This window comes from Pirellulimonas nuda, from assembly GCF_007750855.1.
In the GTDB taxonomy this organism is placed as follows: domain Bacteria; phylum Planctomycetota; class Planctomycetia; order Pirellulales; family Lacipirellulaceae; genus Pirellulimonas; species Pirellulimonas nuda.
The window spans coordinates 5,612,974-5,632,977 of record NZ_CP036291.1; the positions used below are offsets into that span (position 1 = coordinate 5,612,974).

Annotated in this window: 17 protein-coding genes and 1 tRNA gene; 8 read left to right on the top strand and 10 right to left on the bottom strand. The window is 67.3% G+C overall.

Going from position 1 to position 20,004, the window contains the following annotated elements; translation table 11 throughout:
- Positions 1–173: 173 nt before the first annotated feature.
- Positions 174–644: a division/cell wall cluster transcriptional repressor MraZ gene (locus tag Pla175_RS21785; RefSeq protein WP_145290608.1), complete on the bottom strand. Its 471-nt coding sequence runs from the start codon at positions 642–644 to the stop codon at positions 174–176.
- 269 nt (positions 645–913) lie between these two features.
- Here Pla175_RS21785 and Pla175_RS21790 point away from each other — a divergent pair, with 269 nt between their 5' ends.
- Complete coding sequence (locus Pla175_RS21790) at positions 914–2,188, top strand: beta-ketoacyl-[acyl-carrier-protein] synthase family protein (protein WP_145290611.1); 1,275 nt, start codon at positions 914–916, stop codon at positions 2,186–2,188.
- A 121-nt stretch (positions 2,189–2,309) separates the two neighbouring features.
- On the opposite strand, the gene Pla175_RS21795 is transcribed toward Pla175_RS21790, so the two are convergent.
- Entirely contained in the window at positions 2,310–2,915 is a 606-nt protein-coding gene (locus Pla175_RS21795) for a Uma2 family endonuclease (protein WP_197527059.1), read from the bottom strand.
- A gap of 48 nt (positions 2,916–2,963) precedes the next feature.
- On the bottom strand, positions 2,964–4,373 hold the full coding sequence (locus tag Pla175_RS21800; protein WP_145290617.1) for a UvrB/UvrC motif-containing protein: 1,410 nt from the start codon (positions 4,371–4,373) through the stop codon (positions 2,964–2,966).
- A 65-nt stretch (positions 4,374–4,438) separates the two neighbouring features.
- Between Pla175_RS21800 and Pla175_RS21805 the strand changes: the two genes are divergently transcribed.
- Positions 4,439–5,344 (top strand): metallophosphoesterase family protein, encoded by a 906-nt coding sequence (locus Pla175_RS21805; protein WP_145290621.1) that lies wholly within the window; start codon positions 4,439–4,441, stop codon positions 5,342–5,344.
- Between the two features lie 6 nt (positions 5,345–5,350).
- Here the strand turns inward: Pla175_RS21805 and Pla175_RS21810 are convergent, their stop codons facing one another.
- The 3 genes from Pla175_RS21810 to Pla175_RS21820 all read right to left on the bottom strand — a co-directional run bounded on the left by Pla175_RS21810 (position 5,351) and on the right by Pla175_RS21820 (position 8,940).
- Positions 5,351–6,268, bottom strand: coding sequence for a diacylglycerol/lipid kinase family protein (locus Pla175_RS21810; RefSeq protein ID WP_145290625.1), 918 nt, complete (start codon positions 6,266–6,268; stop codon positions 5,351–5,353).
- A 92-nt stretch (positions 6,269–6,360) separates the two neighbouring features.
- The gene (locus Pla175_RS21815; RefSeq protein ID WP_197527060.1) at positions 6,361–7,044 is read right to left on the bottom strand and encodes a hypothetical protein; all 684 of its coding nucleotides are present in this window, start codon (positions 7,042–7,044) and stop codon (positions 6,361–6,363) included.
- Positions 7,045–7,137: 93 nt separating this feature from the next.
- Entirely contained in the window at positions 7,138–8,940 is a 1,803-nt protein-coding gene (locus Pla175_RS21820) for a phospho-sugar mutase (RefSeq protein WP_145290628.1), read from the bottom strand.
- 113 nt (positions 8,941–9,053) lie between these two features.
- On the opposite strand from Pla175_RS21820, the gene Pla175_RS21825 reads away from it, so the two are divergent.
- Positions 9,054–9,968, top strand: coding sequence for a cytochrome c (locus Pla175_RS21825; protein WP_145290631.1), 915 nt, complete (start codon positions 9,054–9,056; stop codon positions 9,966–9,968).
- Between the two features lie 301 nt (positions 9,969–10,269).
- Here Pla175_RS21825 and Pla175_RS26260 read toward each other — a convergent pair whose 3' ends face one another.
- Positions 10,270–10,419 carry a hypothetical protein gene (locus Pla175_RS26260; protein WP_197527061.1) on the bottom strand — a complete coding sequence of 50 codons (150 nt, stop codon included), beginning with the start codon at positions 10,417–10,419 and terminating at the stop codon, positions 10,270–10,272.
- Positions 10,420–10,760: 341 nt separating this feature from the next.
- Here Pla175_RS26260 and Pla175_RS21830 point away from each other — a divergent pair, with 341 nt between their 5' ends.
- Positions 10,761–11,375, top strand: a complete 615-nt coding sequence (locus Pla175_RS21830) for an RNA polymerase sigma factor (RefSeq protein ID WP_145290634.1) — start codon at positions 10,761–10,763, stop codon at positions 11,373–11,375.
- A gap of 87 nt (positions 11,376–11,462) precedes the next feature.
- On the opposite strand, the gene Pla175_RS21835 is transcribed toward Pla175_RS21830, so the two are convergent.
- The 3 genes from Pla175_RS21835 to Pla175_RS21845 form a co-directional block, all read right to left on the bottom strand.
- Positions 11,463–11,885, bottom strand: a complete 423-nt coding sequence (locus tag Pla175_RS21835; protein WP_145290637.1) for a DUF423 domain-containing protein — start codon at positions 11,883–11,885, stop codon at positions 11,463–11,465.
- Positions 11,886–12,112: 227 nt separating this feature from the next.
- Positions 12,113–15,571 (bottom strand): general secretion pathway protein GspD, encoded by a 3,459-nt coding sequence (locus Pla175_RS21840; RefSeq protein ID WP_145290641.1) that lies wholly within the window; start codon positions 15,569–15,571, stop codon positions 12,113–12,115.
- A 276-nt stretch (positions 15,572–15,847) separates the two neighbouring features.
- Positions 15,848–16,426: a thioredoxin family protein gene (locus tag Pla175_RS21845; RefSeq protein ID WP_145290645.1), complete on the bottom strand. Its 579-nt coding sequence runs from the start codon at positions 16,424–16,426 to the stop codon at positions 15,848–15,850.
- Positions 16,427–16,655: 229 nt separating this feature from the next.
- On the opposite strand from Pla175_RS21845, the gene trxA reads away from it, so the two are divergent.
- The 4 genes from trxA (at position 16,656) to Pla175_RS21865 (ending at position 19,932) form a co-directional block, all read left to right on the top strand.
- Positions 16,656–16,979, top strand: a complete 324-nt coding sequence (trxA, locus tag Pla175_RS21850) for a thioredoxin (RefSeq protein WP_145290648.1) — start codon at positions 16,656–16,658, stop codon at positions 16,977–16,979.
- A gap of 267 nt (positions 16,980–17,246) precedes the next feature.
- Positions 17,247–18,701, top strand: coding sequence for a coiled-coil domain-containing protein (locus Pla175_RS21855; protein ID WP_145290651.1), 1,455 nt, complete (start codon positions 17,247–17,249; stop codon positions 18,699–18,701).
- A gap of 242 nt (positions 18,702–18,943) precedes the next feature.
- Positions 18,944–19,017, top strand: a tRNA-Met gene (locus tag Pla175_RS21860).
- A 231-nt stretch (positions 19,018–19,248) separates the two neighbouring features.
- Positions 19,249–19,932 (top strand): potassium channel family protein, encoded by a 684-nt coding sequence (locus tag Pla175_RS21865; RefSeq protein WP_145290655.1) that lies wholly within the window; start codon positions 19,249–19,251, stop codon positions 19,930–19,932.
- Positions 19,933–20,004: the final 72 nt, after the last annotated feature.

Here is a 20,004-nt window from a genome sequence, read left to right on the forward strand (position 1 = left end):
TCGCTGATCGCTGACCGCTTCAAAAAAAAAACAGCAGCCCCACGCCCGACGAGACTTTGGCCCAACTGACTTGCGCCCCACCGGGTGACATCGGTCGGGAAACGGGGAAAGGCTTCGGTCTGGTCGAGCGTGGGAGCTGCTTGTCTCTTCTTGTTCTTGTTGGATTGTTCGAGCTAGCCGATCAGGTCTTCCAGCATCGCATCGAACCGGGGCGCCTCGTCGCCGACGCACTGGGCCCAGGCGTCCGGACGCCACACCTCTACGCACACCGCGGCGCCGATCACCACGACCGAGCCCCCCGGCTCAACGCCCAGGAACTCGCGGAACCCCTCGGGCACCACCAGCCGTCCACGGCCCGCCAGCGGCGCCGTTTGGTGCCGGGTCGACAGCAGCCGGCCCAGCGCTTGTACCTCTCGCTGCCGCCCGGCTAGCCGGCCCGAATCGAGCTTGCCACGCACGAGCGCCACCGCTTCGTCGATCTGCGCCTGCCGCCGTGCTAGCGGCCACAGGCTTACGCAGCCGGGGCGTTCCTTTGCAAGCATGCAAGCATCGGCGCCGTCCGGGCACAGCCCCGCGGCCATGTCGGCCGGAAGGGTAAGCCGGAAGCGATCGTCGAGCGTCCGGATCACCTCCCCTAGCAGCACAGCAATCCGTGGGTTTGACGCCCAATTTCGATTAAAACATTGCCTCTGCCAGGGTTTCTTGCCCCAGACGCCTGAAGTTTAGCTGCTCCCCTCAGGGTCGCAAGCTCCCCACTAGGGGGGCACGCACGTTTCTTTTAGAAACGGACCGAAGGGGCCGCCGTACATGCCGGTGGCGACCGAACCTCGCTGGCGTCGTTCCGCCAGATGTTGTATTCCCTCCCCTCGCCACGCCTTCCTCCACCCGCAGCGTCATCGCCGGGTCGCATGCCGTGAAACAACATCAAGACGCACACGACCGGGTTGTCATCACCGGGATCGGACTGATCACCTCGGTCGGGAACGACCGCGAGGGGGTCTGGCACGCCATCCAAAGGGGACGCAGCGGCGTCCGCGGGATGACGGGCATCCCCGGCATCCCCGACGGCAGCCTGCTGGGCGCCCAGGTCCGCCTGGGGGGCCCCGAGCCGCCGGAGTTGAAGAACTTCCCGCTCTGCAGCCGCACCGTGGCCGAGGCCCTGACCGACGCCGGCATCCGCCCGAAGGCCGACAACCGCCACCGCTTCGGCTGCTCGATCACCGGCCACATGGGCGACATGTCGTACATCGCCGGCCTGAACGGCCGGCCCGACCTGTTCCCCCCCGGCGCCCCCTGGCACACCCAGTGGATGCCCAACAGCGCCTGCGCCCGCGTCGCCAGCGAGTTCGGCCTGCACGGGCCGCGGATGTCGAACGTCACCGCCTGTGCGTCGAGCACCATCGGCATCATCTCTGCCACGCGGGCCATCCGCGACGGGCTGTGCGACTACGCCGTGGCGGGGGGCTCGGAAATCATCAACCCGCTGATCGCCGCGGGCTTCTCCAACATGCGGGTGCTGGCCCAGCACGACGATCCGGAGCAGGCCTGCCGCCCGTTCGACGCCGGCCGGACCGGATTCGTGATGGGAGAGGGCGCCGCGATGTTTGTGCTGGAGCGGCTCGACCTAGCGTTGGCCCGCGGGGCGTCGATCTACGCCGAGGTGGTCGCCGGCGGGCTGCTGAACGACGCCCGCCACGTTACCTCGCTTGAAGGCGACAGCACGGCGCTGGTGCAGCTAATCCAGAACATCTTGCGGCAAGGGAAGCTAAGCCCGCGCGATATCGACCTGGTGAACGCCCACGGCACTGGCACCCAACAGAACGACGCGATGGAGTCGCACGGCGTGCGCGCCGCGCTGGGCCGCGCGGCGGACCGGGTGAACGTGACCGCCAACAAATCGATGATCGGCCACTTGGTGAGCGCCTCGGGCGCGGTTGAGTTGGCGATCACGGCGCTGGCGATGCGAGACGCCTTCTGCCCGCCGACGCTGAACCTGACCCACCCCGACCCCAAGTGCGACCTCGACTGCACGCCGCTGGTGGGCCGCGACCGCGCCATCGAGCACGCGCTCAAGCTATCGATCGCCTTCGGAGGCCACATGGCGGCGATCGCGCTGCGTCGCTGGCAGGGCCCCGGCGAACGCGAGAGCCGCCGCGAGTGGCGCCAACCGCTGCCCGTGGCGGCGTAATCAGACGAGCCGTTGGCGTTCTAGCCAACGGAGTGGGGCGCGATAGTCGTTCGCTCCCGAAGAACCTAGGTCGAAAGCTCCGGCGGCTGACGCCGACGGTTCGCCAGGATTCACTCTCAAATCAGCGGAACAGCCAGGCGAGGTCGAGCTCGCAATCGGGGATCGCCTGCGGGGCGATCTTCTGCGTGACGCTGTGGTGCTTGATGGCGCTGTATTCTCCGGTCGCCGTGTTCGGCTCTTGGTGCACAATCAATTCGTTGCGTCGAACATCTGCCACCCAGTATTCCGATATCCCGGCCAGCGCATACAGTCGCAGCTTGGTTGATCGATCGAAGGCGATGCTGCTGTGTGCGACTTCGACGAGTAACAGGACATCCTCGGGTGTAGGGTTGGCCGCACGGTAGTCGTCCTCGCGGTGCGTGAGGATCATGAAGTCCGGGTTCGGCTCGCTATCCTCGGAAAGCTTGACAGCCCCTTGCACACGCAGGCAGAAGCGGTTGAGCAAGCGAGGCAAAAAGAACTTTGGCAGCCTATCCGTGATGGCGCCGTGGTCCGATCCTGGGGGAGCCATGTAAACAATCTCTCCACCAAGGAGTTCAAAGCGTTCGCTCTCTTCGAGCAGCCCCGCCTCCGCCATTCGGTGATACTCAGCCACCGTAAAACGCTTCGGAGCGGGCCCCTGGCACGTGGCGCCGCTGACTGGATCGATGGTGATTGCAGCGGTCATTGACATATCTCCGATTCTAACCTGCCTCCAAAGCCCCGGCTACTATCACTACTCCCCCAGCGTCCGCTTCTTCCGCAGCAAGTGATGGTAGTGCTGTGCGAATCGGTGCGACTCGTCACGCACGTACTGCAGCAGCCGCAGCGCGAAGGCGTTGCGTGAGAGCCGCAGCGGCTCGCTGCGGCCGGGGACGTAGATCAGCTCTTCTTTCTTGGCCAGCGAGATCACCGTGGGGGGCTCGATGCCTAGGACGCTGAACGCCTCCATCGCTTTGCCGAGTTGCCCCTTGCCGCCGTCGACCAGCAGGATGTCTGGGAAGACCGCGTCCTCGTCGCTGAGCCGCTTGAACCGGCGGGCCACCACCTCGCGGATGCTGGCGAAGTCGTCGATCCCCTCGACCTCGCGGATGCGGTACCGGCGGTAGCCCGGCTTGAACGGCAGCCCGTCGAGGAATTGCACGAGGCTGGCGACCGTTTCGTTGCCCCCCAAGTGGGCGATGTCGACCCCCTCGATCGTGCGCGGCTGCTTCGGCAGCTTCAGCACCTTCTGCAAGCCGGCGAGCCCCTTCTTAGGATCGACGTAGAACACCTCCGGCTGGGCGTTCTCTTCCAGGTCGCCGCGCTCGTCGAGGCGCTCTAGCAGCTTGATCTCGTTCCGCAGGCGGGCCGCCTTCTCGTAGCGCAGCTCCGCCGCGGCGGCCTGCATCTCGTCGCGCAGCTCCTTGAGCAGCCGGGTCTTGCCCCCTTCGAGGAAGGTCTTCAGGCGCTGGATGTCGCGACGGTAGTCTTCCTTGCTGACCCGCAGGTTGCAGGGCGCGGTGCACTGGTCGATGGACGCCAACAGGCAGGGGCGGAACCAACGCCAACGCTCGTCGTCCGCCTCGATGTCGAGGCTGCACGTGCGGAACTTGAAGATCTTCTGCAGCGCCTGCAGGGCGCCGCGCAACGCGCCGACGCTGGTGAACGGCCCGTACAGCTTGGCGGCGCTGCCGCGCGGCTCGCGGGTGATCTCCACCCGTGGGAAGTCTTCGTGGGTGGTGATCTGCAGGTAGGGGAACGTCTTGTCGTCGCGGAGCTCTTTGTTGAACTTGGGCTGGATGTCCTTGACCAGCCGCGACTCCATCAGCAACGCGTCGACCTCGCTCTCGGCTTCCAGAAAATCAATGTCGTACGCTTCGCGCACCAGGTCACGTGTGCGGGAGTCGTCCGCGGCGGCCTTGAGGAAGTAGCTGCCGGCGCGGGCCCGCAGGTTCTTTGCCTTGCCGACGTACAGCACCCGCCCCGCCTGGTCCTGGAACAGGTAGATGCCGCTGGTGGCAGGGAACTTGCTGCGGACCTTTTCGGCGGCGCGGGCAAAGAACTCCCCCTGCGTCTTGGGCAGCGGCTGCGCAGCGGCGCCGTCGTCCCCGTCGGGGGTCGATTCGATGAGCACCGGCTTCACGCTTGGGTCTTCGTCCGCCATAACCTAGGAAGCTTAGGACGCCGCCCCGCGGCTGAGAAGTGCAAGGCTGTTTGACTCGAGGACGCATGCTGAACCTTCTGCAGATATCCGACCTCCATTTCGGCCCCCCGTACGTGCCGGGGGTCGGAGATGCGCTGCTCAAACAAGCGCAGCAGCTTCCGATCGACGCGATCGTGGTCAACGGCGACCTCACCCAACGCGCGACGGCGGAGCAGTTCGAGCAGGCCAAGGCGTTTATCGACGCGCTGCCCGAGGTCCCGTACGTGGTGATCCCCGGCAACCACGACGTGCCGCTGTACCGGGTTTGGGAGCGGCTCACCGACCCCTACCGCGAGTACCAGAAGCACATCTCTACCGAGCTGAACCAGGTGCTGCGGGTCCACGCCGGCGATCAGGGCGCCTGCATCGTGGCGTTGAACTCCGCGGCGCCGAGGCGGGCGATCACCAACGGACGCGTCGATCCGTGGCAACTAGAGCTGTGCGGCCGGGAGTTCGACCAAACCCCCGCCGGTGAGCTGCGGATCGTGGTCGTCCATCACCATTTCGCGCCGCCGCCGGACTACGACCGCTCGCCCGTCATGCCCGGCGCCCGGCGGGCGCTCGACTACTTTCAAGCGCACGACGTCGACCTGCTGTTGGGCGGCCACCTGCACCGCGCGTATATCGGCAACTCACTCGACATCTACGCGGGGGGTGAACGCGAGCACGGCATTATCGTCGCCCAGTGCGGCACCACCACGTCGCGGCGGGGCCGTGCACGCGAGCGGGAGAAGAACAGCTTTAACTACATCCAGGCGGACGAGCACACGCTCACCGTCACCCACTGGATGTTCTTCACCGATGAGGGCCGCTTCGCCCCGGTCGGCCGACACATGTTTCCCCGCCGGCCGCACCATCGGCTGCCCGAGGCGTCGGCCGACGAATCGGAGGCCGCCCTGACCGAGGCGCCCAACCGCCGCGATGGAGGGTGAGTAGGGCTACAGCGCCGTGGTCGGATCCGGCGACATGCTCGCGTCGGGAACGACCACCTGGAGCGCCCCGGGCAGCACCTCAAACTCAAACGGCTGGCCCACGAGCTCTTCGCCGTCGGCGTGGAACTTGAACTCGGGGTCGGCCTGGATCCGTAGCTTGCGGAACGTGCGGTAATCGACCCGTTCGTCTTGCAGGTAGTCGCCGGCGAGGAACTCGGCCGTCAGCGACGCTAGGTCGAGGGGGGTGCCGTCGGCAATGAGGATGGCGTCGAGCACGCCGCTGTCCAGCCGCGCCCGTGGCGCCACGCGCATGCCGCTAGCGGCGTGCTGGCCGTTGGCGACGATGACATTCCACAGCGAGGCCCGTTCTTCGGGGCCGTCGTCAAAAGAAAACCTTGCATCGAACGCGATCAAGTCCGCCATCACCGGCAGCGCACAACGCAAGTAGCTCCAAGCGCCCCAGGTCTGCTTGTGCTGCGACGTGACACAGTCCATCACTCGGTCGCTGTTGCCGGCGCTGGCCGCGGTGGCGAAGTAACTGCGGTCGCCCCCGTGTGAGACACGGGCCAGGTCGATCTCCACCCGACGACCGGACGCCAGCGCCCGGCAAGCCGCCAGCGGGTCGAGCGGTAACCCCAGCGACCGACAGAAGTTGTTCGCGGTGCCCAGCGGGATCACTCCCAGCGGCGGCCGCGTATCGGCCTGCATCAGCCCGTTGAGCACCGCGTGCACCGTCCCGTCCCCGCCCACCGCGACCACCAGCTCTGCGTCGGCCGCCGCGTCGCGTACTGCTTGCTGAGCGTGCTCCGCGCTGCGCGTCTGGGTGACGACCACATCGCCCGCCAGCAGTCGGCGGATCTGCTCCGCCGGGTGGCAGCCCTCCTCCGAAGAACCGGCCTCTGGATTGCAAAAGACGTGGATCATGGGCCTGCCCGGGTTGAACGATCCGTCCGTGCGTCGGATCAGCCAGGGGCCGTAGCAAACGTTGCGCCGCTCATCGGGCCGTTCGAAGCACGCTACGCCGGAGGGGGCGAACCGGGATGGCCTCGGAATCGCTTGGCCGCATCGGCCTGCCGCTGGGCGATCTCGGCGACGATCTGGCGCAACTCGTCGATGTCGGCCGGGGCTAGCACGTCTGTGAGCGAATCGACGGCCGCTAGGGCGTCGACGGCCGAGTGACGCATCAACGCCGCGACGTCGCGCTCGTAGGTATCTACCTTGTCGAAACGCCCCTGACGATAGAGCGAGGGGAGCGCAAAGAGTTTGAGCAGGAGCAGACCTTCCTCGGTGGCGCACGGCGCCTCGCGGTCGGCAAATCGCTTGCGCGTGGTGTGGAGGCTCGCGACCCGTTTGAACAACTTGTTCCGCGTGAACAGCAGATCGACCTGAAGCTCGCCCAACTTGCCCCTGCCAAACTCCTGGTTCTGGTCTTCGACCACCAGCTCGGGCAGTTTCGCAAGGTCCTTGTGGCTCAGGATGAGATCGATGTCCTGCGTATTGCGGCCCTCAACATAGGCCAGCATTGCGACGCCGCCGACCAGCACGTAGTCGATCCCGCGCGTCTCAAGCAGATCGAACAACGCGCCGACCGAAGCAAACAGCCCATCAACATTCATGCCGCGAACCCGGTCGTTGTTCTTGGGATCGAACACGACGCCGAAGACGATTGTCTGTGGGATATGGACGGCACCGGCGAGCATACTCCTATTCTAGCCTCTGAGCGGACCCCCGGCGTGAGGCGCCGCCCTTGTGTCCGCGGAAAGTTTGCGTTTCTGGAAGAAAACTCCGCCGCCTTACACCCCCGCGAACTTCCGCAGGTCGGCCTCGATCCCGTCGAGCCGCGATCCGAGCGCCGCCAGCGCCTCGGGCAGGTCGTGCAACTGCTCGGCGGGGGTGTAGCTGAACAGGTAGAACTTGATCTTCGGCTCGGTGCCGCTGGGGCGGGCCGCTAGGTAGTTGCCCTCGGCTTCGAGGTCCAGGATCACCAGGTCGCCGGTCGGTCCTTCCAAGGGTTCCGGGGTCGAGGACGACCCGGCTCGCGTCAGGGTGTTCGTCTTGTAGTCGCGGACCTGGGTGACCTTCAGCCCCCCAACGCTAGCTGGGGGTTTGATGCGGAACGCTCCCATCACTTCCTGCATGCGGGCCATGCCGTCGCTGCCGGGCATCTGCACGTTGATCAGCCGCTCGACGTGCGCGCCGTGCTGCCAGAAGAGGGACTCGAGCTTCTGGTGCAGCGTCTGCCCCTCGGCCTTGAGCTTGGCCGCGAGCTCGCACGCCAGCATCGACGCCGCCGCGCCGTCTTTGTCGCGCGTGTACGTGCCAGACATGTAGCCGTGCGACTCTTCGCAGCCGAAGACAAACTTCTCCGGCCCGTTCGCGTCGATCGCGCCGGCGATCCACTTGAAGCCTACCAGCAGGTCGCTCACGACCTTGACGCCGTAGCTCTCGCCGATGCGGCGGACCATCTGCGTGGTGACCAGCGTCTGGATGATAAAGTGCTCCGGCGTCAACTGGCCGCGGCGCGACTCGAGCGCGTAGTCGGCCAGCAGCGCACAGATTTGGTTGCCGTTGAGGGTGGCCCACTCCCCCCCGCCCGCGGTCAGCTCTGCCGCGAGGCCGATGCGGTCGCAGTCGGGGTCGGTAGCGACGCACAGGTCGGCGCCCGTTTGCTTGGCGCGTTCGATCAAGGCGTCGAACACCACCGGGCGCTCGGGGTTCGACACGTGCCCCGGCACGTTGGGGAAGTCGCCGCTGGGCTCCGAGTGGGGTCCGAACAACTCGACCTCCTTGAAGCCGTCCTTCTCCAGCACCGGCATCACGGCCGTGGCGCCCACGCCGTGCAGCGGCGAGTAGATCACTTTCAGGTCGCGCGGGCCGGGGCGGGCCTCGGTCAGCACCGCGTCGATGAAGGCCGGGTCGATCTCTTCTTCGCAGAAGACGATCTTGCCCGCTTTGGCCGCCTGGTCGAAGTCGGCCCGCTTGATCTCTTGGCAGTTCATCACGCGGTCGATGATCCCCTTGTCGTGGGGGGGCAGCACCTGCCCACCGGTGCCCCAGTACACCTTCACCGCGTTGTCGCTCGGCGGGTTATGGCTGGCGGTCACCATGATGCCGCACGAGGCGTGCTTGTAGCGGACCGCGAACGACAGCTCCGGCGTGCTGCGGAAGCCGCGTAGGAACCACACCTTGAAGCCCGCGGCCACCATCACCTCGGCGCACAGCCGGGCGAAACGCTCGCCGTTGTGGCGGGTGTCGCGGCAGATGGCGCACGACAGCTCGGCGCCCTCGCCGAGGGTCGCTTTGACGTAGTCGGCCAGCCCCTGGGCGCTCTCGCCGATGGTGCGGTCGTTGATGGCGTTCGAACCGATCGGGTACATCCGCCCCCGCCGGCCCCCGGTGCCGAACGGGATGATCGTCCAGAACACGTCGTCCAGCGTCTGCCATTCCCCCTTGGAGACGTGCTCGATCACCTCCGGCGCGTAGTCGGCGTAGCGGGCTTCGGTGAGCCAGCTCTGGATGTTTTGCGACGCGGCGGCGGTAATCCGGCCATCGGCGACGGCCTTTTCGACGTGGGAGAGGGCGGTAGCGGAGTCCATCGTGCGGTCCTGGGTTGCGGGTCTGCCCCAGAAATTATCACAGCAGGCGGCGGATTCCCAGCACAGGCGAGCCGTGCTTTGACGCTGGGGCTTGGAGGTGGGAAGATGGCGGGATGGTCGCACGCATGCTTGTCGTCTGGTTGCTCGCCGGTTCGGTCGCCCTTGCCCAAGAGAGGCGCGCCAAGCCGCCGGAGTTTTCGCCGCAGGACGAGGCGGTGTTCTTCGACGACCCCTGGTCGCTGCTGGTGGGGCCCAGGCCCGACTTCTCTGCCCAGCAGCCGGCCCTGGCAACGCAGGCCGGGCCGGGCGACGCGGCCGCCGACGACGCGGGCTTTGCGTGGTCGGGCCTGTTGAGCTCGGACGCCTACGAGAGCGAGATCAAACGCCAGTCGCAGGCCATCGCCGCGCTCACGGCGACGGCGACCGGCTTCAAGGGGGGCGGGTACCGCGACGCCCGCACCGCGTTTAGCGTGCTGGCGGTGATGTTCGCCATCGGCGCCGAGCACGACTCGGACCCCCGCTGGCGCGACGCCGCGCCGGCGCTACGCGACCTGCTGAGCCGGGCCGGCGCCAATTGCAAGGTCGGCACCGACCAGTCGTACCGCGAGGCGGCCGCCCGGTCGCAGGACCTGGCCGACCTGGTGCGCGGCGGCCGGCCGGCGTCGCTCCCCACGCCCAACGCAGACGCCCCGTGGGGCGACGTCGCGGACCGCGTGCCGCTGATGAAGCGGATGGACGAGGCCGAGAAGAAGCTCGGGCCGATGCTGGGGAGCGCCCGTTCGCTGTCGGCCGACAGCGAAGACGTGGCCCACGAGGCCCAGGTGCTAGCGGCGCTAGCCCAGGTGATCACCCTAGACGGCTTTGTCGACGCGGGGGACGAAACCTACGACGGCTTCGCCCGCACGCTCCGCGACGCCGCCGCCGACCTCTCGGGCGCCGCCGAACAAGAAGATTACGAGCGCGCCAGCCGGGCCAAAGCCAAGATCGGCCAAACCTGCACCGACTGCCACGAGCTGTACCGCAGCTAACCGGCGTCCCCGGCCCCGAAGCACCGAAAACCCCGGCAATAGCCGACGGGCTCCGCCCCGTCGGCGAGTCGCGGACCCGTTTTCGAGCCGGATTTCCTTGCTAGAACTCCGCTTACTGGCCTGCGCGGCTCGATTCGGGAAAAAAACTCTGCTGCGGCGCGAACCCGCGCCTGTCTGGGCCTGTCTCATCCGCGTAACCGAAGCTCCCGGTCAAACAAATCTGCTTGACCGCGGGCGCTCGGCATGAAAAGCTTGAGCAGTCGGCCCTGGTGGGTCGATCACCGTGTAAGTTGTTCTCTCTCTAGCCGCGCAGCAGCGCAGCGAGGAAGCCATGCGTACGATCATCCGCGACATTCAGACCATCGCCGCCGCCCAAATCGGGCTGGTACGGACGATTGGCGTCGCCGTAGTCGACCGGGCCTCCTGCTATGCATGCCATCTCATGCGGCATTTTGCGTGGATGGGGGTAGGCGTAGTACGCCTAGCCCTAGGCGCCCGACCGGCGCCAGCCCTAGTGCGATGTGAAGCAAATGCTTCCAAGCGCTGGGCCAGCCGACAGGTGTCGGCGCGCCGGTCACCCGGTTTGTGGTCTTAACGAGATCTTGATTTGACCGGGCTGAAAGCTTCAGCCCCACAAAATCTGCTCTCTGAGACACGCCGGCCGGCGCCAGCCCTGGTCCGTGGCGACGTTTTGTTCGCCCGTTCCCTGAGCCCTCCGCTTCGCAAGTCACGCGTCCGTTCTTGGCAGTCCCCGTCGCGGGGGCGCCGTCACGCGCTAGAAAGAGAACTCGGATGACACTCCGCATCGATACCCGACCGCTGGACGCCCCCTCGCAGCAGCTCCAGCCGCTGGATTTAACTACCGCTACCGTCCCCGAGCTGGTCCGTGCGGCCCAGCAGGGCGACCGGCTCGCCTTCGGCGAGCTGGCCGAACGCTACGAAGGGATGGTCCGCAGCGTGGCGCTGCGTCGGCTCGGCGATTGGGCCGAGGCGCAGGAGCTGTGCCAAGAGGTGATGATCAAGGCCATGCGGCGCATCGACCAGCTCAACGAGCCGGCCGCGTTCGGCGGGTGGCTGCGGAGCATCACCGTCCGCATGGCGATCAACCGGCAGGTGCGTCGCCGACCCGACCTGGCGACCGAGCCCGACGCGCTCTCGGCGATCTGCGCCGAGGCCTCCACGCCGCTCGACGCGGTGTTGGCGGGCGAACGCGCCTCGCAGGTGCACGACGGACTCGACCGGCTCGGCGAGATGGACCGCAGCACGCTGGTAGCGTTCTACCTGCGGGGCGAGTCGCTGGCCGAGATCAGCCAAGAGTGCGGCGCCCCGATCGGCACCATCAAGCGCCGGCTGCACGTGGCGCGGAAGCGGCTGGCGGACGAGCTTGGGGCGTTGCAGGCGGTTTGACGGGTTTGGAACCGCCAAGTACGCCAAGAGCGCCAAGGAAGAACGATTTGACGACGACCCCCTGAGCCGGGAAGGTAAGTCCTCGGCTCAGGGGATTTTTTGTGCGCCGCGGCGTGGCCAGGCGCCGATGGCCAGCGCCCCCCAGCCGGCGATCATCGCCACGCCCCCGATCGGGACGATCGCGCCCAGCCAGCCCAGCTCGGGCGCCACCAGGGCCAGCGCGTACAGCAGGCCGCAGAAGATCGCTGCGCCTGCCAGCAGCAGCCAGCCCGCCGCGGCGAGCGTGCGGCGCCTAGCCTCGCGCTGCGCGAGCCCCGACAGGCAAATCCCAATCGCGGCGTACATCTGGTAGCGGGCGCCCGTCTCGAAGGTGTCCAGCCGCTGGGCGATGGCCGCGTCGTCGTACCCGGCCTTAGAAAGGTAATCGGGCAGGACGTGCGCGCCGAACGCGCCAATCGCCACGGCGATGGCCGCGAGCAGGGCGCCCAGAGATAGCAAGCGTGAGGTCAAGGGTCAAAGATCTCGTTGAAATAATGGCGCCGGAAGCGACCGTCGCAGCAACTCGGCGATTGGGGCTCGGAGCTCGACTCCGCTGCAACTCCGGGCGCTGACGCTTGCGGCTCTAAAAGGCTGATAGCTGAAAGCTGACCGCTGGCCGCTCAAAAGGGAAGGGCCGCCGCGTTCCCGGAGGAAGTGCGACGGCCCTTGGGGGGAGCTTGGTGTGAAGCAGAGCAGGGCTACGGGGTGCTGATCCCCAGCTTCTCCTCTTCTTCTTCCTGGATGATGATCCGCGGCGTCACCATCATCATCAGGCTGTCGGTCTCGCGGCCGATGCCGACGTTGCGGAACAGCCGGTCGATGTAGGGGATCTTCGACAGCAGCGGCACTCCGAACTCGTTCCGGCCTTCGCTGAGCCGCTTGATGCCGCCCAGCAGCACGGTGCCGCCGTCTGGCACGCTCACCGTGGTGGTCACCGAGATGAACTGGAACGTCGGCAGCTGCACCGTCGTGCCGGTGCGGGTGATGTTGCTGGCGTTGTCGCGCGAGTTGCTGTTGTTGTTGTCGTCGTCCGTGGTGCTCATGGACATGCTGGTGGTGGTGGAGCCCTCGAAGGTGAACTCCTGCACGTCGCCGATCTCACTGAAGAACGGCACCACCGTCAGCCGCACGTACCGGCGGTCGTCCGACACCACCGCCTGGATGCTCATCAGCGTCCCTTCGCTCAGCACCACGATCACCGGCTGCTGGGCCGCGGCGAACTCACCGACCACCGGGATCACGCTGATCACGAAGGGGGTCTGCGAGGTGTCCGCCACGAAGGCCTGCTGGCCGTTGAACAGCGTCACCTTGGGGGCGTTGAGCACGTTGGTGCGTCGGTCGCCCTGGGCGGCGTTGATCAAGAAGTAGGCCTCGATGTCGCTGAGGATGGCGAATCCGAACGTGGCGCCGCCGGTCACGGGGCCGCCGATCTGCGGTATCGCCGCGTCGAAGCTCCCCTGCCGGAACGGCATGTCGAGGTCCGCGGTGAACTCCGGCAGCCCGTCGCCCGCGTCCGTTCCGGCCGCGAGGCCGACCGACAGCCGGGGCGCCGGGGTCTCGTACGGGGAGTTGGTCGGGGGCGCCAGGTCGTTGAAGCCCACGATCCGGTCGTTGATGTTCATGTCGAAGTCGATGCCGATCCGCTCGAAGAAGTTGTCGTTCAGGCGGATGAACCGCACCTCGATCGTCACCTGCAGGTCCTGCAGCTTGCGGAGCTGCTCCAGCAGGTCGGCGATCTCTTCGTGCACGGCCTGCGTCTGGCTGATCACCAGGCTGAGGTTGGTGGGGAAGGGGCGGATCTCCGCCACGCCGCCGCCGTTCTCTTGCCAGGTGTCGCTGGCCACGGTGGAGATGATCAGGTCGATCAGCGAGTCGAAGTCGGCCAGCGCGGCGCCGCCCGCCCCGCCGCCGACGCCGCCGGCGCCGAAGGGGACCTGTCCGCCGCCGCCGAGTCCGCCCAGCCCGCCGTTGCCGCTAAGCGGCTGAGCGAGGGTCCCTTCGGGGGTCCGTCCCCCCTGCTTGTTGCCGCGGTCGTTGGCCAGCACCATGGCGCCGGGCGCGCCCAGGCCGTTGCCGTAGCCCAGCGACGAGTAGGCGTTGTTGAGCAGCCCCTGCAGGCCGAAGTTGTTGTTGGGAACGAAGTTGGGGATCGGGATCACCAGGTCGGCGACGTAGTAGACCTCGTTGTACACGTCTCCCTGCACCTTGCTCTCGCTGGTGATCTTGAGCACGTCGCTCTTGATCACATAGCCCAGGTGCAACGGTTCAAGGATCAGGTCGAGCGCGCTCTTGAGCGAGATCTCGCTGTTCAGGTTGATGGTGACGGGCGTGTCGGAAGAGACGCTCTCGGTCTGCAGGCCCATCGGGTCGAGGTGGACGTTGATGCCCGCCATCTGCGAGAGGGCCTCGATCACTTCCGAGAGGGGCCGCTCGTCGTACCGCAGTTGAACCGGCGTCTGCAGCTTGCGCTGGATGTCGAGCTCCTTCTCGCTCATCCGCCCGCCGCGGTCGCTCAGACCACGGCGCTTCTGCAGGTCTTTCCACCGCTCCGCATCGTAGACCATTTCGCTGCCGTCGGAGACATTCGAGATCGAGGCCCGGTCGACGGCGTTCAGCGCCTCCCAGTTCCCCTCGTCGCGGGCCAGACGCTGATCGCGGTTGATCATCGTGCGGCGGATGAAGCGGGACTGGTTGAGCACCTGCACCGCGATCGGCTCGTCGGGGCTCATCTCGTAGAGCCGACGGGCGATCACCTCGGCTTCTTCGTACCGGCGTTCATCGATCAGCGTGTTGAACTGGTCGACCATCTTGGCGGTCTCTTCCTGCACCTTGACCTTTACGGTCTGGGCGCGGTCGCGGTCCGCAAGCACCGCGGCGTTGCGTTCGTCGAGCTCGATCGTCGAGCGGTTGGCGACGAGGTACTGATCCATCTCTTCGATCGCGGCGTCTGCGCGACGGATGAGCTGCCCCTGCAGTTGCTCGGCGAGCTGGGCGTTGGCGATCTCGGCCCGCATCTCGGTGAGCATCTTCATCGCTTCGCGCGGCTCACCCTCGCGGATCCGCCGGGCCTCGATCATCCGTTTGCCCAGGTCGGTCGAGAGCTGACGGGCCAGCACCTGCTGCTGGTTGGACGCGGCGTCGATCATCGATCCGTCGCGTCCCTCGGGGGCGCCGAGCGATTGGGGGGTCGCCCCAAGCAGCGAGAGGTGGTCGCGCAGCCGCTGTTGGTCGGCCGGGTTCAGGTCGGCCTGTCGGCCGGAGGCTTGCTCGAATAGTTCTAGGGCGCGGGTGCGGTCGCCGGCCACCAGGGCCGCTTCGCCCTGAGTGAGCAGCTCGCCGGCCGCGGAGTTCGAACCGGCCGTGGCGCCCAGCGGCAGCGGTATCGCCTCGCCCCGCTGCGCCATACGCGGCTCACCAACATAAGAAGCCGGCACGTTTCCGGTGGGGTCGTCGCCCGGGGCGTACAACGCCTGGGCGGCGCCCGGGGCGTGGGCGGCCACGCCGCCGGCGGTCGCCACGGCGCCCGTGGCCTGCTGCTGGTAGCGGGCCTTCTGCACGTCCCAGGCCAGCGTCGACGGGCGGAGCTCGTCGGCGCCGAACGCCTCGTCCGGCAGGTTCAGTCGGGTCGCCTGCAGCGTGAGCCGCTCGGCCGTGTCGATGTCGTTCTCCTGCAACGCCGCACGGGCTTCGGCCAACCACTTGGCGGCCTGCTGCTTGGGGGGCAGGTTTGCGTCTGGGGCGCCGGCGCCGGTCGCCGTGCTGGGGTAGGCGCTGGGGGCCACCCCGGCCGTCAGCGGGCGTGCGTCGCCCGGCGTGGGTGGGGGGAGCGGGCGGGCGCCGGCCGGGGCGAAGGGGTTCGGCGCCGGCGAGGCGGCCTGCTGCTTCTCAAGATCGCGTCGGACCTTGGCGGGGGTGTCGCCGAAGTGCATCAGCGGGTAGCGGACGTTGCCCTGCTCGGCCCGTGAGAGCAGCACGTCGGCCTGACGCAGGTCGCCCTGCTCCATGGCTTTGCGGGCGTAGAGCATGAGCTGCTCGACCTCCGCCGCCGAGGGGGGCTTCTCGGCGCCGGCCTGACCCACCACGGCTGCCGCCGGGAGGCCCGTCATGCAAAGCGCCAACGCTAATACCGCCAACTTCCGATTGATGATCGCGTTCAACTCAACTCTCCTTGTTGCGTTGGTTCGCCCACTGCCTGACGCGATTTGTCAGCGCATCGGGGGCGCGCCTCACGGCATACGCATCCTTGCGCGCCGCACTGCTCCGAGTCGTGGCGGACTTTTAGGGAGCAACCCAGCAGGGGTCAATAGAGAAAGTTGAAGTTAGACCGTGGTCCGTTGCCAGTTGCCAGTTGCCAGTTGTCCGTGGCTAAAGGCCTCCCAGCATCGCCTGCGCGTCCCACTGACTACTGGCAACTGGCAACTGGCAACTGGCAACTATCCAAAATACTCCGGGGCGTTGCCCGGTTTCCACTTGATGTTGCAGCCCAGGCTGGCGTGCTGGTCCTCGGGCGCGGGCTGACCCGATAGCACTGCATCGATCGCCTGCCGCAGGTCGCTGCCGGTGGGGGCGTTGCCGCTGTCGGGGCGGGTGCTGTCGAACTGCCCGCGGTACACCAGCTTGCGTTCGGCGTTGAACAAGAAGAAGTCGGGCGTGCAGGCGGCCCGGTAGGCTTTGGCGACCTCTTGGGTCTCGTCGTATAGGTACGGGAACACGTACCCGCGGGTCTCCACCTCTTCCACCATCTTGGCGGGGGAGTCGTCTGGGTGGTTGTCCACGTCGTTGGAGTTGATCCCCACCATCGCCAGCCCCGAGTCCTGGTAGTCGCGGGCGAGCTGCGCCAGCGCGTCCGCCAGGTGGATCACGAACGGGCAGTGGTTGCACATAAACACCACCAACAGGGCCGGCTCGCCGGCGAAGTCGTCGCGGCGCACCGTTGCTCCCCCGGCGCTGGGCAGGGCGAAATCGGGCGCGACGGTGCCGAGCGGCAGCATGGTGCTGGGCGTGCGGGCCATGAGATAACTCCTTCCATATCAGGGATAGCGGACGGGCTATCAGGGACTCGATACGTACGATTTTGTCTTGGACTCTCCATTATCCCACCATCGCCCGCCGCAACAATGGGCCCCGCTCCGCCGATTGCCTTATGTTGACAGTAAGATGGGGGGGCCTAAAATCGTCGTATAAACAACGAATCCCGCCCCGCGGCCCGCCGCCGGGGCATTTTTATCTGGAGACAAGACCATGGGCGTTCAAGAACTCGACGACACCAACTTCGATGCCGAAGTGCTGAAATCCGACGAGCCGGTGCTGGTCGACTTCTGGGCGCCCTGGTGCGGACCCTGCCGCCAGATCGCCCCGCTGATCGAGCAGCTCGCCGGCGAGAACACCGGCGCCAAGGTGGTGAAGGTGAACGTAGACAACGCCCGCGTGGCGGAAAACTACGGCGTCAGCAGCATCCCCACCCTGATGGTGTTCAAGGGGGGCGAGGTGGTCGACCGCTTCGTCGGCATGCAGTCGAAGGCCCGCCTGCAACAGGCGCTGGACGACGCGAAGGCTAGCGTTTAGCTGTTAGGCGTTAGGACGAAAGAGCATCGCGGGCGTGGGTCCTTGGGACCCACGCCCGCTTTTTTTGCGCGCCGTGCTAGCCCCCGCCGCGCACGCACTTCCCTAACGACCAGCGCCTAAAACCTTAAACCTATTCCCCATCAACCGCCGAAACGAACTCTGGCGGGCTGTAGCGGTTGGAACGATTGTGCGGGCGCACGCACTGGGGTTCGATCGCCCGCCGCTGGCGCCCAGACGGAACCCTGAATACAGAAACGAGGCTCGGCTATGGCGACGCACCCAGCACGGACCGAGCAGGCACGCATCGACGGCCCCCACGGCCCCGTCCGCCCACCCGCCGAACGCGCCCAGGCCGAACGCCGTCCGGCGCGCGTCGCGGCGTCCGGCTCGGCCGCGTTGCAGCCGGAGCAGGTCGACCCCGCCACGCTGCAGGCCAGCGAGCTGGTTGCGCGGCTGGCCGCGCAGCAAGAAGAGCTCGACCGCCGCGTCGCGCTGATCGAGTCGCAGGAGGCCGAGGTAGAGTCGAAGCTCCGCAACGCTCGGCTGTGGCTGGACGGTCAGCGGCAAGAGCTGGACGCACGCGAGGCCCAGCTCGAGCAGCGCGAGAAGTCGGTCGCTGCGCCTACGCCCGAGGGCGACTCGGCCGAGATCAAGAAGCGCGCCGCGGAGCTCGACGCCCGGCAGGCAGAGCTGTACCAGAAGCTAGAAAAGCTGGCCCACGACCGCTCGCGTTGCGACGCAGAGCTGCGCAGCATCGCCGACCGCGAAGAGCGTCTGGCGGCCCTCACCGAAGCAGCCGCCGAAGAACGCCGACGGATCGAGGCGAGCGAGAGCGACCTGTCGCTGCTGCGTGCCGAGCTGGCGGCCGCCAAGGAAGAGAACGACCGCGACGCAGACGACCTGGCGCGCCGCGAGGCGCAGCTTGCAGTGCGTCGGCAAGAGGTCAGCACGGCGCTCAAGCGGTTCGAATCGCTCGGCAAGGCAGAGCAAGAGATCGCCAAGCTCCGCGAGGCGGCCGCGCAGTTTTCTGCCAGGGCCCGCTACCTGGAAGACGCCGAGGGGCTGCTGGAGAAAGACGGCGCCGCGGTGGCCGAAGAGCGGCGCGAGCTCCACGAGCAGCGGATGCGCCTGCAAGAGCAGGCAGAACGCGAACGCCGCGAGCTGGCGGCCGAGCAGGCCGCGCAGCAGACCGACGCGCGGCGGACCAGCGAGCGGCTGGCAGCCCGCGAGGCCGAACTGGACCAACGCCAGTCGGCCCTGGAGCAGGTGCACGCAGAGCTCTCCCGCAGCCAACGCGAGGTGCTGGAGATGCGGCTCGCGACGGAGGAGACCTGGTCGCAACTGACCGGCGCCCTCGCCCCGGCGAGCCTGGCGCGGTCGATCGCTCAGGTCCGCGCCCGGCTTGCAGACCACTACCAGCACGTGACCGCGGAGCTGGCCGAACGCCGCCGCGACCTCGACGAGGTGAGCCGGTCGCTGGAAGCCCGCGCCGAGGGGCTCGAGACGCGGCGGGCCGACATCTCGTCGTGGGCCAAGCGGAACGAAGAAGACCTGGAGCGTCGGGCGGCCCAACTGGTGGCCCGCGAACGGGAGCTGGACCGCCAGCAGCAGCACTACGAGAAGCTGGAGCAGAAGTGGAGCGCCGAGCGAGGCGAGTACCGGGCCCAGATCCGCCGCCTGCTGGCCGAGCTGCGGCAAGAAACCATGAGGGCGGCTGCTTGAACCCAGAACCCGGTTCACCGGTCCCTAGAAGGCAGGAACCCCGCCTCAACCACCCCACCCAATAGCCGGCGGGCGCCGCCCCGTCGGCGCAGCGGGGTGGACGCTATTTTCCCGCTCCACCGACGGGGCGGCGCCCGTCGGCTACCCCCTCTCGGACGGGAGCGCCGACACCCCTCGCCGCTCGCGGTTCGATTGGGTAAATTGTCACGACCACGCTTGCGTGCTTCGGCCTTGCGTGTTTCGGCGGAGTAGCTCAGTCGGTTAGAGCAGCGGAATCATAATCCGCGTGTCGGGGGTTCGAATCCCTCCTCCGCTATTTACTGATCGCGCGAATTCGGGGTCGCGTGCCGACCCGCGTGCGCGACTCGTTCGAGGAGCTCAGCAGCCCGCGATGCGTGCTTCTGCCCTGGCGACGCTCGTCGCCCCGTTGCCGCCGTGCGGCACGCTCCTCGCCATCGAAAGCCCAGCGGCTGGCGGCGCCGGGCTCTAACCGTGCTTGCGACCTATGCCCGCTGAACCCGCCACGCGTTTAACGCCCCCGTCCCCGATGGCGTTGTTATTGCGGCGGTGGCGCTACCTGCTGCTGCTTGTCGCGCTGTTCGCATTGCTGGTGGTGCAACCCATCGCGTCGTCGCTGGGCGTCATGCAATCGCTGTTCGACGGGCTGTTGGTGTTGGTCATGGCGGCGCTGGCCCAAGACCGCGTCTGGCGGGTGGTTGCGTGCCTCGCGTGCGTGCTTGCCGCCGCGTTGCTGCTCGGCGGGCGCTGGGTCGCCCCCTCCGCGGAGTTCGCCAGCCAGGCGTCGGGGCACGCGATCGGAGCGATCTTCTTCGTGGCGGTTGCGGTGAAGATTGTGCAATCGATCTTCGCGTCGCGGGAGGTCTCGGTCGACAGCATCTTCGGCGCCATCTGCGGGTTCTTGCTGCTGGGCGTGGCGTTCGCCCTTACGTACGCGATGATCTACGAGGCAGACCCCGCGTCGTTCCGCACGGGCGAGTTCTCTCGGGAGCAGATGCAACAGCCGCAGTTCTGCCGCAACGTGTTCGTCTACTACAGTTTTGTGACGCTCACCACGGTCGGCTACGGCGACCTGGCGCCCATCTCGCTCCCGGCCCGCACCCTTTCCTGGGTCGAGGCAGTGACGGGGCAGCTCTACCTGGCGGTGCTGATCGCGGGGCTCATTAGCGCGTTGTTCGCCGGCGCCTCTGCCCGCGACCACCGCGGCGGCTAGCGCTCGGGGGCAGGCCTGCGGCCCCTTCCGCGATCGGCATCGCCCCGCATCGCTGGACGACTACACTGGGTG

What these genes read in the sequence shown, in the direction of transcription:
- Pla175_RS21825 (WP_145290631.1), top strand. Translation starts at nt 9,054, where the DNA reads ATGGTCGCACGCATGCTTGTCGTCTGGTTGCTCGCCGGTTCGGTCGCC.
- Pla175_RS21800 (WP_145290617.1), bottom strand. Translation starts at nt 4,373, where the DNA reads ATGGCGGACGAAGACCCAAGCGTGAAGCCGGTGCTCATCGAATCGACC.
- Pla175_RS21795 (WP_197527059.1), bottom strand. Translation starts at nt 2,915, where the DNA reads ATGACCGCTGCAATCACCATCGATCCAGTCAGCGGCGCCACGTGCCAG.
- Pla175_RS21865 (WP_145290655.1), top strand. Translation starts at nt 19,249, where the DNA reads ATGGCGTTGTTATTGCGGCGGTGGCGCTACCTGCTGCTGCTTGTCGCG.
- Pla175_RS21855 (WP_145290651.1), top strand. Translation starts at nt 17,247, where the DNA reads ATGGCGACGCACCCAGCACGGACCGAGCAGGCACGCATCGACGGCCCC.
- Pla175_RS21805 (WP_145290621.1), top strand. Translation starts at nt 4,439, where the DNA reads ATGCTGAACCTTCTGCAGATATCCGACCTCCATTTCGGCCCCCCGTAC.
- Pla175_RS21815 (WP_197527060.1), bottom strand. Translation starts at nt 7,044, where the DNA reads ATGCTCGCCGGTGCCGTCCATATCCCACAGACAATCGTCTTCGGCGTC.
- Pla175_RS21820 (WP_145290628.1), bottom strand. Translation starts at nt 8,940, where the DNA reads ATGGACTCCGCTACCGCCCTCTCCCACGTCGAAAAGGCCGTCGCCGAT.
- Pla175_RS26260 (WP_197527061.1), bottom strand. Translation starts at nt 10,419, where the DNA reads ATGCCGCATGAGATGGCATGCATAGCAGGAGGCCCGGTCGACTACGGC.
- Pla175_RS21830 (WP_145290634.1), top strand. Translation starts at nt 10,761, where the DNA reads ATGACACTCCGCATCGATACCCGACCGCTGGACGCCCCCTCGCAGCAG.
- trxA (WP_145290648.1), top strand. Translation starts at nt 16,656, where the DNA reads ATGGGCGTTCAAGAACTCGACGACACCAACTTCGATGCCGAAGTGCTG.
- Pla175_RS21810 (WP_145290625.1), bottom strand. Translation starts at nt 6,268, where the DNA reads ATGATCCACGTCTTTTGCAATCCAGAGGCCGGTTCTTCGGAGGAGGGC.
- Pla175_RS21845 (WP_145290645.1), bottom strand. Translation starts at nt 16,426, where the DNA reads ATGGCCCGCACGCCCAGCACCATGCTGCCGCTCGGCACCGTCGCGCCC.